We start from the raw sequence: 15249 nt of genomic DNA, 5'->3' as shown, positions 1-15249 counted from the left end.
AAAGCCACCTGTTTATAGATAACCTTGCTCACAGGCTATGGCCTGACTAAAATGAGCGCTTTAGTGATTTGATTAGCGAATAAAAACGCCCATAGGGCCAGAGAGAGAAGCCAATGACTTTTGTCGTAACGGAAAACTGCATCAAGTGTAAATACACAGACTGTGTTGAAGTCTGCCCAGTAGACTGTTTTTATGAAGGCCCTAACTTCCTAGTAATTCATCCTGATGAGTGTATCGACTGTGCCCTTTGTGAGCCAGAATGCCCAGCAGAAGCGATCTTTAGTGAAGATGAACTACCCGCAGGACAAGAGAAGTTTATTGAATTAAATGCTGAACTCGCTGAAGAATGGCCAAACATTACAGAGATGAAAGACAAGCTTCCAGATGCTGAAGAATGGGACGGTGTCGAAGGTAAAATTGAGCATCTTGAGCGTTAAGCACAATACAACTCAGCAAAAAAAGCAGCTTCGGCTGCTTTTTTTGTATCTGTAACATTCTATAAACGGAGTTATATCCATCATTGTGAAAAATGGCCAACTTGACCCGTTTCATTTCATGTTCATTCAGGACACACTGAAACCGCTCGTATAATAATTAAAAAGGAGCTGAGATGAACCGCATCCAACTTTTCGCGGTATTCATTGTATGTCTGGGCACTGCAGCTTTGTATTTTAGTCATGACAACAACGCCCTCGAGGGCAATCAGCATGCTAACAGCCAACAAGGCGATAATACCTCTTTAAAAACAGCTCGGATCGAAGCAGACGTGTACGCGGAAGAATAAGCACACATTAAAAAAGGGCAGAGACTATAAGCCTCTACCCTTTTTGCTTTTCACCCTAGGTGTCATCCTAACTTGGTGCCATCCTGGCCTGTCCGATGCTTTCCGTACCCGTCCACTGGTTCAGCGTCCTGCTGAAAAGTCCTAAGATCGTCCTAACCTTTGAATTTAAAGATAGTCGCTCTTATTACCTCTGCAAGTCATTTTGCGCCAACTTGCATAGATAGGATGTTTTTAATGCATTTTCGCTTCATCAAACCCATCAGTAGCCTCTGAACGCTGTGGTAACCACCACCAAGGATCAAACATCTTATCCTTATGAGCATGAACAGGCTGCCCCATCATTGGGTATAAGACTGACACTTGTTCGCGTTTGGCAATATCACTGACTTGCTGCATCGGTTCGAACCAAGGATGAAACGCCAATTTAAAAGTGCCGTTGTGTACCGGTAATAAACGCTTGCCTTGCAAATCTTGATGGCCCTTCACCGTGCCGTCAGGAAACATATGGTTATGAGCCCAGTCTGGGTTATAGGCTCCATTCTCCATGATCGTCACATCGAAAGGTCCGTAACGCTCACCAATCTCTTTAAACCCAGAAAAATATCCACTATCACCACTAAAATAGATGCGCGTCGCCTCGTCGATGATAACCCACGAAACCCATAGTGTTTCATCACGATTAAATAATCCACGTCCAGAAAAATGATTACTTGGTGTGGCAGCGATTCTAAAAGGACCAACTGTTGCTTCCTGCCACCAATCAAACTCTTGCACTTTTTCCTTGGGTACACCGAAATCCAGTAAGTAACGCCCTACTTTTAATGGCACAAAAAATTGACCAACTTTTTCATGAAGCTGCTCAATAGTAGATTCGTCCAGGTGGTCGTAGTGATCGTGACTAATCAATACAAAATCAATAGGCGGTAATTCTTCAATGGATATCGGTGGGGCATGGAACCGCTTTGGACCTATCCATTGGAAAGGACTCGCACGCTCACTGAACATTGGATCGGTCAGAATCAACTTTCCAGACAACTTCATCAATACTGTACTATGACCTAAACGGTATAAAGTTCCATTTGGTGCCTGCTCTATTTGCTCAGGCGTCAGCGTTTGCGTGGGTATAGGACGGTCAGGCTCGGTAAAAGGGAACTCGGTAAACCAAAACTTGTTGATGATATCGATGGTTCGAGCAAAGCCATAATCCTTTTCAAAGGGTTCTAAATTAATAAACTTACCATCTTTGTAGTGATCGCTTTGATATTGCTTTTGTTCTTTACCTGCACAGGCAAGTAACGATAAAAGCATCGATGCTAGAACTATAGCCAATACAAACTTCACCATACTCTCCTGTTTCTTGCTGTTACAGCCAAGCACCGTACCAAAGCAGGCATAAGCATCTCTCTACACTCATGCCGTAACTGACTGCCAGCTAATGATCAGCCAGCAACAAACGCCATGACATCTTTCATTGGCATATGATCACTGGTATCTCGACCATACCAAGTATCGACGATTTTGCCGTGTTCATTGATCAAAAAATCCGCCGGAACCAATCGAACGTGTGGATTTGGCTTGGGTCTACCACCTTTGATCATACCGCGTACGATGCGTGGTAGCTTAAAAAATAATGCTTTAAACAATGCAGAAGACGAATGCTGCACCTGATATTTGTTATACAGACTTAAATCGGGATCACTAATGAGTCGAAATGGCCGAGGATGCTTTGCAACAAAGTGACGAACCACATCCGCCGGTGAACTGAAGACAGCAATGATTTCAACATTATTGTCTTTGAACTGTCGATATTGGTTGGTTAGCTCGTATAACCTTAAATTACAAAATGGACACGCGGCATCTCTAAAGAAGGCGAGCAGTATTTTTTTACCTTGGTAGTCTTTGAGACGGATGGATTGACCATAAATATCGTTGGCGAGGAAATCGATGCTTTCGCAAGGGGCTTCTAACTTCATATTTTACCTATATTTTGGTTCATTGGATGTACGCAGATAATCATGATTTAGATTCATATTGCTGGGACAACGTGCCGAATATAGGACTATCCGTTTTTTGTCCTTTTAGCTTGTTTTTTTTCTGCCCGACGCCTTCTAAAGAATGCCTGCACAATATCAGTACACTGATCAAGCAAAATACCAGATACTACTTCCACTCGATGGTTAAAATAAGACTGCGTTAAAATCGTCTGCTGGCTTTCTATCACACCGGCTTTGGGTTCAGTTGCTCCATAAACCAAGCGACGGATTCGGCTATGAACGATGGCACCTGCACACATGGTGCAGGGCTCAATGGTGACATAAAGATCGGCATTTACCAGGCGATAATTGCTTACGTTTTTTGCGGCTTGGCGCAATGCCATAACTTCAGCATGAGCGGTTGGATCACATCCAGAAATGGGTTGATTATAGCCTTCGCCTATAACTTCACCATCTAACACCACGACCGCACCCACAGGTACCTCATTTAAAGCATCTGCTTTTTTCGCCTGCTGTATGGCGAGCGCCATAAAGTGTTCATCTTGCAATTCTTGAGACAAGTATCACCTATTCATTTGTATTGCTTGCAAGTTTTGCTTTGCTGTCAGTGTGACGCTGCCAAAAGTCTTGCAAAATAAGTGCGGTTTGCTGGGGTACTTCCAACATAGGCGCATGGCCGATATCCAATAAAACATTCACTTCTACATTAGGCGTATGCTGAAAGAATTTATCGACACTAGAAACATCCAATACTCGATCCTTTTCTCCCCAAAGCACAAGGGTTGGCATGTCCAGTTGCTCAAACACATGCACAAATCCTCCCGCAAATTTTGCCGCTTCCGCTTCTTTATGAATGTGTTCAAAGATGTGTTTATTGGCCTCCGTGCGATTCATAGCTTTGCGCGTTAACACGGATTTTGCCGGCCAAGGCATAAATGGCGGCTGATGCATGGCGTATTCAATCAAGCGATCAAAATCATCTTTTGATTCTACTATAAGCGGGTTATCAAGATTCTTTTCTAATACAATTTCCAAGTCACTGGGTTCATTGCCATAAAAACCCACCGCATCGATTAGGCCCAAGCTTAAAATTCTGTGTGGATGACGATAAGCATATAAGGCCGCTATACCACCGCCCATGCTATTGCCAACGATATGGAACTGTTTTAAACCCAATGCATCGACAAATCGAGCAAGGCGCAAACTCTGCACATCAAAGCCATAAAATAAATCCGAGTCAAAGCTAGATTCACCATGACCTGGTAGATCAGGGGCTATAACATGATAGTCTTCGAGGGAATCCGCCATACGCGTCCAATTATCTTTTTCCGCGGCAAAACCATGTAACAGCAATACGGTTTCTTTACCCTCATCGGCGTTGGCTTCTAGATACACCCACTCATGCTCTTCAAGCTTGATGCGTTTTTCTTGTAAATTAGCAAAGGATCGCTCAACACTAATCGCCAAATCAAAAATACTGTTTTCGATGCTGGCACAGGCAGTGAGTAATGAAAGTGAAATAATAGCGGCAGTTTTTATTAGTATTTTCATAGCGCTTACAGGTTGAGATTGGGTAGCGCTAGGTTAGAACGGAATCATCAGGGGATCAAGACGAAAAGCGATCGTTGGATCCCCAAAAAGTCTGAGATAACTGAATTAGATGGGATCCCGGTCAACCCGGGATCCGCTTCACCAATATGAATTACAATTATTCCCACTCAATCGTAGCAGGTGGCTTAGAGCTCACATCGTAAGTCACACGAGAAACATGTTCGATTTCGTTGATGATTCGATTTGAAACCTTTTCCAGTAGTTCATACGGCAAGTGTGCCCAACGAGCTGTCATGAAATCAATGGTTTCCACCGCGCGCAAGGCAATGACCCATTCATAGCGACGCTGATCACCCACAACACCCACAGACTTAACTGGCAAGAAAACAGCAAAGGCTTGCGAGGTTTTATGATACCAATCAAAGTTGTGAAGCTCTTCAATGAAAATGGCGTCCGCTTCGCGCAGTACATCTGCATATTCTTTTTTCACTTCACCCAAAATTCGAACACCAAGTCCTGGACCTGGGAACGGATGACGGTAAACCATATCGTATGGTAGACCCAGTTCTAAACCGATTTTACGCACTTCGTCTTTGAACAATTCACGCAATGGCTCGACTAATTCCATTTTCATGTCATCTGGTAATCCACCCACATTATGGTGAGATTTGATAACGTGAGCTTTACCTGTCTTCGAGGCCGCCGACTCAATTACATCAGGATAAATAGTACCCTGCGCTAAGAAATCTACTTCTTTAATCTTGCCAGCTTCTTCGTCAAATACATCGATAAATGTATTACCAATGACCTTGCGCTTTTTCTCAGGATCATCAATGCCATTCAGCTTACCCAAGAATAAGTCTTCCGCATCGGCGCGAATTACTTTTACGCCCATGTTTTTGGCAAACATATCCATAACCATGTCGCCTTCGTTTTTACGCAACAATCCGTTATCCACGAATACACAGGTAAGCTGATCACCAATGGCTTTGTGCAACAGCGCTGCAACCACTGAAGAGTCCACACCACCTGACAGGCCAAGTAGAACTTTTCGCTCACCCACTTGTTCACGAACACGAGCAATTTGATCTTCAATAATATTGGCTGGCGTCCACAGAGCTTCGCAACCAGCAATATCACGCACAAAATGCTCAAGCATGCGGCCGCCCTGTAAGGTATGTGTTACCTCGGGATGGAACTGAACACCAAAGAATTGTTTTTCTTCATGATACATAGCTGCGATTGGGCAGCTAGGAGTAGAGGCCATCAGTTCGAAACCTGCTGGCATTTCTGAGACTTTATCGCCGTGACTCATCCAGACATCAAGATAAGTACTACCTTTATTATCAATATGATCAGAAATATCTTTAAAGAAAGGTCCTGCGCTTTCCACTTTAATTTGCGCATAACCAAATTCACGAATATCCGAACCCTGTACTTTACCACCAAGCTGTTCCGCCATGGTTTGCATGCCGTAACAGATGCCTAAAATGGGAAGCCCCATATCAAACACTTCCTCAGTAGCACGAGGACTATTGGCTTCATGCACAGATTCAGGGCCACCCGCTAAAATAATGGCTTTCGGATCAAATTCTTTAATTTCATCAAAGCTCATATCCCAAGGACGGATTTCAGAAAACACACCCAATTCACGAACACGACGTGCGATCAATTGAGTATATTGACTACCGAAATCTAAAATAAGAATTTTCTGTGAATGTATATCTGTCATTTGCGTTCCTAACTGAAAATGATCGGCTAGTTAAAACTAGGGTTCTCATTTTCCGAGACTGAATATTGATAATAGCTATAAAGTAAAAAAACCTGTTGCCTTAGCAACAGGTTGAAATTCATTTCACCCAGTCATTTTACATTTGACTTGAGGTGACGCTGGCGATGATCTAGGTAGGCAAAAATTTTCGAAAGACCGCAGTTTGCTTTTGCAAATGAGGATCTTGAGAAAATTTTTAACACCCCTAGATCGAGCTCAGCAAGCCGATTAGCCTAAGCGATAGTTCGGGGCTTCCTTGGTAATCTGCACATCATGCACATGGCTTTCTTTCATGCCGGCATTACTAATTTTGACAAACTCCGGCTTAGTGCGCATTTCATCAACCGTCGCGCAACCTGTGTAACCCATTGCGCTACGCAAACCGCCCATCATTTGATGCACAACATTACCCATCGGACCCTTAACAGCGATACGACCTTCAATACCTTCAGGTACTAGCTTGTCGTTACCCGCTTTAGAATCTTGGAAATAGCGATCAGCACTACCCTGGCTTTGACCCATGGCACCAATAGATCCCATGCCACGATATGACTTATAAGCACGGCCTTGGAACAACTCAACTTCACCCGGTGCTTCATCCGTGCCCGCCAGCAATGAACCGGCCATAATGACATAGGCACCAGCAACAATCGCTTTCGCCATATCACCACTAAAGCGAATACCACCATCTGCGATAAGTGGTATACCAGTACCCTCTAGTTCTGCCGCAACATCGGCGACTGCGCTAATTTGTGGTACACCCACACCGGCAACGATACGCGTTGTACAGATAGAACCTGGACCAATACCAACTTTTACCGCATCGGCACCCGCATCGGCTAACGCGCGAGCAGCTGCCGCTGTTGCAATATTACCGCCGATCACTTGTACCTCAGGGAAGTTTTGCTTAACCCAGCGCACACGATCGATAACACCTTTCGAATGTCCGTGGGCAGTATCAACCACAACCACATCAACACCGGCCTTGGCTAATGCAGCAACTCGGTCCTCGGTTTCTGGACCCGTACCAACTGCCGCACCCACTCGTAAACGACCTTGATCATCTTTACACGCATTTGGGTGGCTTTGTGCCTTGTTAATATCTTTAACTGTAATCAAACCTGCAAGCTTACCGGTCTCGTTAACCACTAGTAGTTTTTCGATGCGGTTCATTTGCAGTTTCTTTTCAATCTCTTCACGGCTAGCGCCTTCTTTAACCGTTATTAGACGGTCTTTGGACGTCATCACTTCCGAGACCTTCATATTAAGGTCATCCGCGAAGCGAACATCACGTCCGGTGACAATACCTACAAGCTCATCGCCATCCACAACTGGCACACCAGAAATACTGTTTTGAGTCGTGATGGCTCTTAATTCACGAATGGTAGTATTGCTAGGGACCGTAATAGGATCTTTCACCACGCCGCTTTCGTGTTTTTTTACTTTACGAACTTCCGCTGCTTGCTCTTCAATGGTCATGTTTTTGTGAATAATACCCAGACCACCTTCTTGGGCCATAGCAATAGCCAAACGAGCTTCAGTAACGGTATCCATAGCCGAAGAAATCAGAGGAATGTTCAGTTCGATTTCACGGGTTAATTTTGTCTTGAGACTCACTTGGTTAGGCAGTACTTCACTGTAACCTGGAACAAGGAGTAAATCGTCGAATGTGAGTGCGTCTTGTGCAATTCGCAACATAGATGGGACCGCCATACCTGAATAAGAATGGCGCGTAATTGTACATTGTTTCCCCTGCTTGGGTAAATGAAAATCTGCTTATAGAGACGATAAATAATGCAGTTATAAAAGCGTCGTTTTCTAGAGCCTTGATTCATTAGAGGTTTTATCAAAAAACGCTATTTAGAAAGGCTTTCTAGATAATCAAGTAAAGCTTTCCGCACGTGTTTGAAATTAAAAGAAGCGATGTGCTTTTCTTGACTGTTTAGCCAGGTTTTTGGCTCGTCCGCCGCCTCGAATAACCGACGCCCAAATTCGTAAGGCACGATTTGATCATCAGGGCTATGCAACATCATCAATGGAATATCATTTCGCTGGTTGATCCATTGATCAGGGTCATATTGATCAGTAATAGAGTAGGCTGGAAGTTGAAGCAACCAAGTGAGCCAGTTGCTCGCCATGGCGTGAGCGGCCATTTCTGGATAACTATGAAATGCGGCATCCAAGACCAAGGCATCCACCTCTTGCTTATGCTCATAGCTGGCCAAACCGTAAACCGCTAATGTCGCCCCCATACTCTGACCCAGGATAAAAATTCGATCAGAATCACCATGCTCAATCACCCAAGACAATCCACTATGAACATCTTGATAAACATTGGGTAAGTTAGCCAAGCCTTCACTTTTTCCAAATTGTCGATAGCCCAATAAAAAAACGTTATAACCTTGTTCAGGCAACCAATTGACCGAAAGCTGATGATAACTAATGTTTTGTGCATTACCGTGCAGAAAAACAATACTGCCTTTTGCTTCTTCATTTTCTTTCAAATGTGCGGGTAACCACCAACTATATAGCTTTGTACCGTCGGCGGCTTGATGCCAAACTTCTTGATATTCATTGCCCAAACGATCAGGCATAACGGGTAATTTTTTGCTTGGATAGAACATCAAGCTGGTTAAATTGCCACAACCAGCCAATAGCAATAACAAGCAGACAACGAGTGGTCGTTGCATTATCAGTCCTTAACTATTGATACAAAACATAGCGTATTTGCAAACTGTCGTGATCTTCTTGCAAATTATCCATTGCATATTGCTGGTATTGATAAAGCAGTCTTATTTGCTGATCTCGACTAACAGAGATAGACATGCCAATTTCCGCTTGCAAGTTTTCTTCTTCGTCATCGACACCGTATAACCACCGAGCTTTAATGAATGAATTAAACAAATCATTTTGCTTTAGCCAACCTATTTCAGGACCCGCACTCATACGAAACCAATTTTTATCTCGTTCAATAGCTGAGAGTTCTACAACACCCATACTGTATATCAAACCTGAAAGAAACTCATAACTAGCTCCGCCACCTACGCGAACATACCAATGATCGTCCATTAAAGGCTGGCGCTCATAACCGCCTTGAACCTGCCAACTAATAGGATGACTAAATAAATTACGTGGCCCCAATGAACGGATATGTAATACGTCAAATTGCTTTAGTTTCAATTCATCTTCACGACCGTGAAAGATCACATTCCCCATTTCGATTTGCGCACCTTCCCGATAACCAGGTAAATTGTCCAACCAGTCATGGTAATTAATACGAAAACCCGCTTCCAAATAGTCTTTATCTTGAAAGCGCGATAAACCGAAAAGATAACGATAGGTTCCATGACCTTGATCATCACGATATACAGGTTCAATGACTTTTGTAAAAGCTTCTTGGTTAAAATCGACCTTTGATCGCAAGGACAACAATTTCAAACTGCGCTTAGGGATATCTGGGTCACTCTCTTTTTTCTTCGTGACCAAATAGCGAGTGTAGTGATAGCCTAACTCAAGCATCTGAGCTTGCTGTTTCTCATTATAGATGCTTAGTCGTGTTTGTAATTCCTGATCGTATGGATTGTCCGAGAGCGCACGAGAAAGCTCTCTCATATCATGCGTTAACTGAAGACGCTGATGCTCGATATTGGTTGTCTTTGAAGGCCTAAACTCTATATTGGCAATCAAATTTCGAGCCCTAAGGGCGCGTATCGTATCTGTCGGAACTGTTCGAGAATCAAATGTTTCACTCAACCGCCACTGAGGGTTTACTGCATCCAAAATAGTCAGTAGTCGATAGGAGCAATTTTCATCAATAAAAAAATAGTCAAACCGAATTTGATCAAGCTCCCAGATGTGACGAATAAAACTATCTACCTCTTCTTGGGATAGTTTTAATTCGTACTCCCAAATGTCACGGCTCTCCATATGACTATATTCATTTACTTTCTCATAGTATGGGACAAGCGATACATACCCCGGATAGCCGCCTGTTAAACCTTTATAAGTAAAAGTAATTTCATCATCAGTTGGATCTGTGAAGGCAGCAAAATTAATAGCAGACGATAATAATTTATGACCTTGTTTTCCGTCTAAACGGAATAATGTATGACCAAACATGGAAGAAGGACTGTTAATATACGATGACGGAAATATCAGATGTAATACATCACCATGAATGTCTTTTCGCCACTCATCATATTTTGGACACTTAACAGGCTGTAAATTCAATTGCGGCAATTGTGAAGCAATAAAGTAGCGACGTTCAGGAAATCGACAACTGGCGCTAGAGTCACTCAAGACTTGATTATTTTCATTTGAGAATTGATCGATATTCGCGGCTAGTTCTTTAGCTGCATTGTATTTACCGTCTTGGTGAAGAAAAAACGCATCATCATCTACTTCACTATATGATGTTTCCATAAATCCATGGGGGCGATAATGTAATAATGAAAGCCACTTCGGATTTTGCGAGAGTTGTTCAATCTGTGCAGGGCTTATCTGAGCAAACGCCGGACGAAGTAAAACTAGTACAATGAAAAAAATGATAAAACGCATGCAGGGGTATTAACTCAATCTATCCATGTTCTTGCTGTTATACTGCCACAAATTCGACTAAGGCAGATACTAAAAAGGCGCATGGTGACATGCGCCTTTCATTATTAATGTTTTTGTAACATTAATGTAAATTAGCCAAGGTACTTAGCCAATTTTTCGTTTGCAGCCATAGCTTCAACCATTGCAGAGTAAGCTTGCTCAGAAGAAGCGTCAGTGCTTACAAAGATTGAATCGAAGTTAGATTGAAGAGTTTTAGAAAACTCAACTTTATCAGCTTGCTCAACACCGATAAGAGTAGTAAGTGCTTCTAGAGACTCACCTTGACCACGTGCAGAATCAACAGCTAACTGTTCCATGTTTTGATCCATGAATACGCGAGCTAGTTTTAGAGGGCCGTTTGCTTCTTCACAACCAAGAGTACCAGAGGTCATACCAAAAGTTTGGTTACCAGAAGTACCGTTAGTAGTTGCAGCCATTACGTGCTCATACCATTCGTTAGCTTCTGGGAAAACAACAGCCGTACCTAGACCACAACCTGCAGGGCTAGCGAAAGAAGATGAAGCAGCTACAGCGAATGCAGCACCAGCGATTAGTTTTTTCATGTATGATTCCTTATCCGTTGGAACTTTAAGAAAAAGTAGTTTTAGATAACTACCAGCGTTTGATTATAGATGCCCTACCACGGGTTTTGTCCAGTGCTTTTTGATAAAAATATGAAGAATGCCTCTAAACTGAGTTATAGTGCCCACCATGAAAGCAACTCAAACACAGCCTATTACCGTCAGTCAGCTTAACCGACAAAGCAAGGAGCTGCTGGAAACCTATTTGCACAATGTCGTTGTGACGGGGGAAATTAGTAACCTCGCCCGCCCTCGCAGTGGCCACTGGTACTTCAGTTTAAAAGACGAACGCGCCCAGGTTCGCTGCGCTATGTTTAAAAATCGAACGCAATTTGTGAACTTTGCTCCCAAAGAAGGAGATCAGGTTATTATTTATGCCTCCGTCAGTCTTTATGAGGCGCGCGGTGACTACCAACTCATTGTGAATAAAATGGAAAGCGCCGGTGAAGGTGCTTTACGAGCCGCATTTGATGCATTAAAAAAACATTTGTTTACACAGGGCCTGTTTAATCAAGAATACAAGCAGGCCTTACCCAAACATCCACAACACTTGGGTGTGATTACCAGTCCTACGGGGGCTGCTATTCGTGACGTACTATCGGTTTTAAAACGTCGAATGCCTAGCCTACCCGTCTCAATTTATCCAACTCAAGTGCAAGGCCAGCAAGCGGCAGCGCAAATTGTTGCGGCCATCGAACGGGCCAATCGCGACCAACAATGCGATGTCATCATTCTCACACGTGGTGGTGGCAGTCTCGAAGATCTTTGGCCATTCAACGAAGAGGCCGTGGCCTGGGCTATTTTCCATAGTCGCATTCCCATTATCAGTGCGGTCGGCCATGAAGTGGATGTCTCTATTAGTGACTTTGTCGCGGATGTTCGCGCTGCAACCCCCTCTGCCGCGGCAGAAATGGTCAGCATGGATCGCTTTGAATGGCTAGGTCGGTTTGAAAATGCTGAACGAGCTTTGCTGCGTGCTTGGTCCAATCGAATTCAGCATTGGCAGTTTCGAGTAGAGCAATTAAGCAAGCGCATCCGCCACCCGAGAGAGAAACTGCAAGAAAACATGCAGCGCTTGGATATGGCAAGCATGCGCCTGAATACGATTATGGAAAAGCAACTGCAGCGCGAGCAAACACGGGTTGCCCATCTCGTCCATCGCTTTTACCAAGTTCAACCTCAGCGGCAACTGGAGCGACAAAAACTGCAACTACAGCAGTTGAACAAACGTTTACAACTGGCCATGAAACAAGAACTGAACCAGTTCAAACATCGCCTGCAAAACCAAGCGGAAGTGTTGAATGCCGTAAGTCCATTGAGTACATTAGGACGCGGATACGCGATCCTCACCACCGAGAGCGGTGAAGCCATTCGCTCTAGCAAGCAAGTAACTGCAGGAGATACCATTCATGGGCGTCTACACCAAGGCTCAATTACCGCAACCATCCTTAACTCTGATGATGCAAATTAAGAATGGGTTGCTATGCCTTTGCTTATGCTTTCTTGCGATCACACCACTGCACGCAATTGAAACGCTAGCCGTCCCAGGTGGCATCGTCACGTTCGATGTTGAGTCGAGTGAATACCCAGAGGTGGCTTTCCAAGACAAGCCCGTTGCCGTCATACCCAACGGTCAAAACTGGCGCGCCGTACTAGGCTTACCCTTGTCGATTAAGCCCGGTGAGCACAGCATTACCATTAATGGTAAAAGCCGAACGTTTGATGTCCAAGATAAGCAATACAAAGAACAACACATCACGCTTAAAACACGTAAACACATTGACCTTAGCCAAGAAGACTTAGCCCGCCACCGCAAAGAGAAAGCTAAAGCCATGGCCGCCTATGCACACTTTGAACGTCAGCGTATGCCTGACTTTGCCTTTCTCAAGCCAGTGGACGGCCCCTACTCTAGCCCTTTTGGCTTGCGCCGTTTTTTTAATGGTGAACCTCGCCGCCCACATAGCGGTCTTGATATAGCAGCTCCAACCGGCACGGATATCAAAGCTCCTGCTGACGGCAAAGTCGTTCTGACTGGGAATTTCTTCTTTAATGGGAATGTTGTGTATGTGGATCATGGCCAAGGACTCATCAGTATGTTTTGTCACCTTGACGAGATTCTTGTGGAGCAAGGATCGATTCTAGAGAAGGGGGAGATACTGGGTAAAGTGGGCGCAACAGGACGAGTCACAGGACCACATCTACATTGGTCAGTGAGCCTTAATAATAGCCGTATCGATCCCATGCTATTGCTGCCTGAGAGCGCCCAAGTCTCAGCACAAGACTAAAATGCCGATTTTGGCGTATAATGACGCACTATGAGCACGTAAATACGAGGAGGCGACAATGGAAGACTTTTCCGAATTCCAAGAAGCAATGGGTGACGATGTTACGCCTCTTAAAACCGAAAAGCGGGTCCTCTTAAGGAAGCAAACACAAGCAGGCGCCTCACTTGCCGCTCGCCGCAAAGCTGCAGAAACCCAAGTTCAGCAGGATCCCAACCATCTAAGCGATAGCTATGTGGATATGGTAAAGCCTTATGACCTGATCAGCTTTAAGCGCGACGGTGTGCAAGAGGGTGTCTATCGCAAATTCCGCTTAGGTAAATATGAAATCGATGCGCGGCTAGACCTACACAGGCGAACCGTCGAGCAGGCACGCCAAGAAGTCTATCGCTTTATTGCCGACGCCATGCGCTATGATCTGCGCACCGTCACTATTTTGCATGGTAAGGGCGAAAAAGAAGCAACGCCGGCTTTACTCAAAAGCTGGGTCAACAAGTGGCTTAGAGAGCTCGATGATGTACTGGCTTTTCATAGCTGCCAACCCCACCATGGCGGCTATGGCGCGGTATACGTCATGCTACGTAAGAGCGAGCGTAAGAAACAAGAAACCCGCGACAAACTGCGTATAAAATAGTCAGGAACAATGAGAAAAGAAACTAATGACTCGCTAGACCAAGACTCTGTCTCCGTTGGAGGCGCCTCCACCATGCCAGTCACTGGTGCTTGTTGCGGCATACGCCCTAGCAAAGAGGCTATGGAAACTGACTTTGCCATCGATTTTTCTGAGGCCAAACAGTTTCTCCTTCCCACAGCCATGCAGAATACAAGCAAATCTGAATAAAATATGGGGTTTTGCAAGACCGTGCATATGACCTAGAGTTAATAGAACAGGACTCATGGAACTCTTGGCATGCCGGCATTCCCTTTCGTTAATATAAAAAAATACGCATCATTGGCTAGTCGTATTGCCGAGCTAGAAAGCGATCTTGTAAATGCGAAACAGAAACTGGGGAATGTTGAGCTAGCTCGCATCGCAGCGGATGAATTGAGACACCATATTAATGATATTGCGCAAGAACACTCTCAACTTAATTCGATCCTATTCAAGAACATTAACCGCATCAATGATGTACATGATCTCGTTCTCGGTAACGCAAAGCATCTTGCCGATGAAAAGAATAATTTAAAAGACAATGCAGCCACGTTTGATCAGATTTCTGTCATCCTTCAGCGTATTAGTGGCAATCTGAAAAATATAAACCAACAGTCTAATCAAACATTTGAACATATGGAGACTTTGCGTAAAGACGCTGATTCTATTCATACTTTTATCGATGAAATAAAAGCCATCAGTGAAAAAACCAATCTACTTGCGTTAAATGCTGCCATCGAAGCAGCAAGAGCTGGTGAGCAGGGTCGCGGATTTGCAGTTGTAGCCGATGAAGTGCGCAATCTTGCTGAACAAACGAGTCAAACGACGGATAAAATAGGCAATATTATTGATCAAACCAATCATCATATTGGCCAAGTGGGTGGAGGTATCGACTTAATCAAAGAAAACGCTAACACCCTAACTGAAACCACACAAACCATTAATCAATCTGTTTCACATATAACCCAAGTTAGCCAAGAGATGAACTTAATAATCAGTCGGGCTACTAATGAGTAGTTTCATTCAGGTCGCATTATT

The 15249-nt window shown here is 44.1% G+C and carries 16 protein-coding genes; 7 read left to right on the top strand and 9 right to left on the bottom strand.

Annotated elements, in window-relative coordinates:
- Window positions 1-113 precede the first annotated feature (113 nt).
- The gene (gene fdxA / locus HF888_RS03230) at window positions 114-437 is read left to right on the top strand and encodes a ferredoxin FdxA (protein WP_007018881.1); all 324 of its coding nucleotides are present in this window, start codon (window positions 114-116) and stop codon (window positions 435-437) included.
- A 173-nt stretch (window positions 438-610) separates the two neighbouring features.
- Window positions 611-784 (top strand): hypothetical protein, encoded by a 174-nt coding sequence (locus HF888_RS03225; RefSeq protein ID WP_007018882.1) that lies wholly within the window; start codon window positions 611-613, stop codon window positions 782-784.
- Window positions 785-1015: 231 nt separating this feature from the next.
- Here the strand turns inward: HF888_RS03225 and HF888_RS03220 are convergent, their stop codons facing one another.
- From HF888_RS03220 to HF888_RS03180, 9 genes are all read right to left on the bottom strand, one after another.
- Window positions 1016-2128: an MBL fold metallo-hydrolase gene (locus HF888_RS03220; protein ID WP_007018883.1), complete on the bottom strand. Its 1113-nt coding sequence runs from the start codon at window positions 2126-2128 to the stop codon at window positions 1016-1018.
- Between the two features lie 95 nt (window positions 2129-2223).
- Window positions 2224-2757: a peroxiredoxin family protein gene (locus tag HF888_RS03215; protein WP_007018884.1), complete on the bottom strand. Its 534-nt coding sequence runs from the start codon at window positions 2755-2757 to the stop codon at window positions 2224-2226.
- 86 nt (window positions 2758-2843) lie between these two features.
- Window positions 2844-3338, bottom strand: coding sequence for a tRNA adenosine(34) deaminase TadA (tadA, locus tag HF888_RS03210; RefSeq protein ID WP_007018885.1), 495 nt, complete (start codon window positions 3336-3338; stop codon window positions 2844-2846).
- Window positions 3339-3345: 7 nt separating this feature from the next.
- Entirely contained in the window at window positions 3346-4329 is a 984-nt protein-coding gene (locus HF888_RS03205; RefSeq protein WP_007018886.1) for an alpha/beta fold hydrolase, read from the bottom strand.
- A gap of 157 nt (window positions 4330-4486) precedes the next feature.
- Complete coding sequence (guaA, locus tag HF888_RS03200) at window positions 4487-6061, bottom strand: glutamine-hydrolyzing GMP synthase (RefSeq protein ID WP_007018887.1); 1575 nt, start codon at window positions 6059-6061, stop codon at window positions 4487-4489.
- 267 nt (window positions 6062-6328) lie between these two features.
- Window positions 6329-7798: an IMP dehydrogenase gene (gene guaB / locus HF888_RS03195; RefSeq protein WP_007018888.1), complete on the bottom strand. Its 1470-nt coding sequence runs from the start codon at window positions 7796-7798 to the stop codon at window positions 6329-6331.
- 158 nt (window positions 7799-7956) lie between these two features.
- Window positions 7957-8790 (bottom strand): alpha/beta hydrolase, encoded by an 834-nt coding sequence (locus tag HF888_RS03190; RefSeq protein WP_007018889.1) that lies wholly within the window; start codon window positions 8788-8790, stop codon window positions 7957-7959.
- 13 nt (window positions 8791-8803) lie between these two features.
- Entirely contained in the window at window positions 8804-10657 is a 1854-nt protein-coding gene (locus HF888_RS03185) for an Lnb N-terminal periplasmic domain-containing protein (RefSeq protein ID WP_007018890.1), read from the bottom strand.
- A gap of 131 nt (window positions 10658-10788) precedes the next feature.
- A complete protein-coding gene (locus HF888_RS03180; protein WP_168367033.1) occupies window positions 10789-11259 on the bottom strand; it encodes a DUF3015 family protein in 471 nt (156 codons plus the stop codon).
- Between the two features lie 148 nt (window positions 11260-11407).
- Here HF888_RS03180 and xseA point away from each other — a divergent pair, with 148 nt between their 5' ends.
- The 5 genes from xseA to HF888_RS16800 all read left to right on the top strand — a co-directional run bounded on the left by xseA (window position 11408) and on the right by HF888_RS16800 (window position 15228).
- Entirely contained in the window at window positions 11408-12748 is a 1341-nt protein-coding gene (xseA, locus tag HF888_RS03175) for an exodeoxyribonuclease VII large subunit (protein ID WP_007016441.1), read from the top strand.
- Window positions 12687-13562, top strand: coding sequence for a M23 family metallopeptidase (locus HF888_RS03170; RefSeq protein WP_207798108.1), 876 nt, complete (start codon window positions 12687-12689; stop codon window positions 13560-13562). Before xseA ends, HF888_RS03170 begins: the two co-directional genes overlap by 62 nt.
- Window positions 13563-13620: 58 nt before the next feature.
- The gene (smrA, locus tag HF888_RS03165) at window positions 13621-14193 is read left to right on the top strand and encodes a DNA endonuclease SmrA (protein WP_007016443.1); all 573 of its coding nucleotides are present in this window, start codon (window positions 13621-13623) and stop codon (window positions 14191-14193) included.
- Between the two features lie 9 nt (window positions 14194-14202).
- A complete protein-coding gene (locus tag HF888_RS03160) occupies window positions 14203-14400 on the top strand; it encodes a hypothetical protein (protein WP_007016444.1) in 198 nt (65 codons plus the stop codon).
- A 447-nt stretch (window positions 14401-14847) separates the two neighbouring features.
- Window positions 14848-15228, top strand: a complete 381-nt coding sequence (locus tag HF888_RS16800; protein ID WP_424175479.1) for a methyl-accepting chemotaxis protein — start codon at window positions 14848-14850, stop codon at window positions 15226-15228.
- The last annotated feature ends 21 nt before the right edge of the window (window positions 15229-15249 follow it).

Source organism: Bermanella marisrubri (genome assembly GCF_012295615.1).
Taxonomy (GTDB): Bacteria; Pseudomonadota; Gammaproteobacteria; order Pseudomonadales; family Oceanobacteraceae; genus Bermanella; species Bermanella marisrubri.
This window is presented reverse-complemented; position numbering and strand designations above follow the sequence as displayed.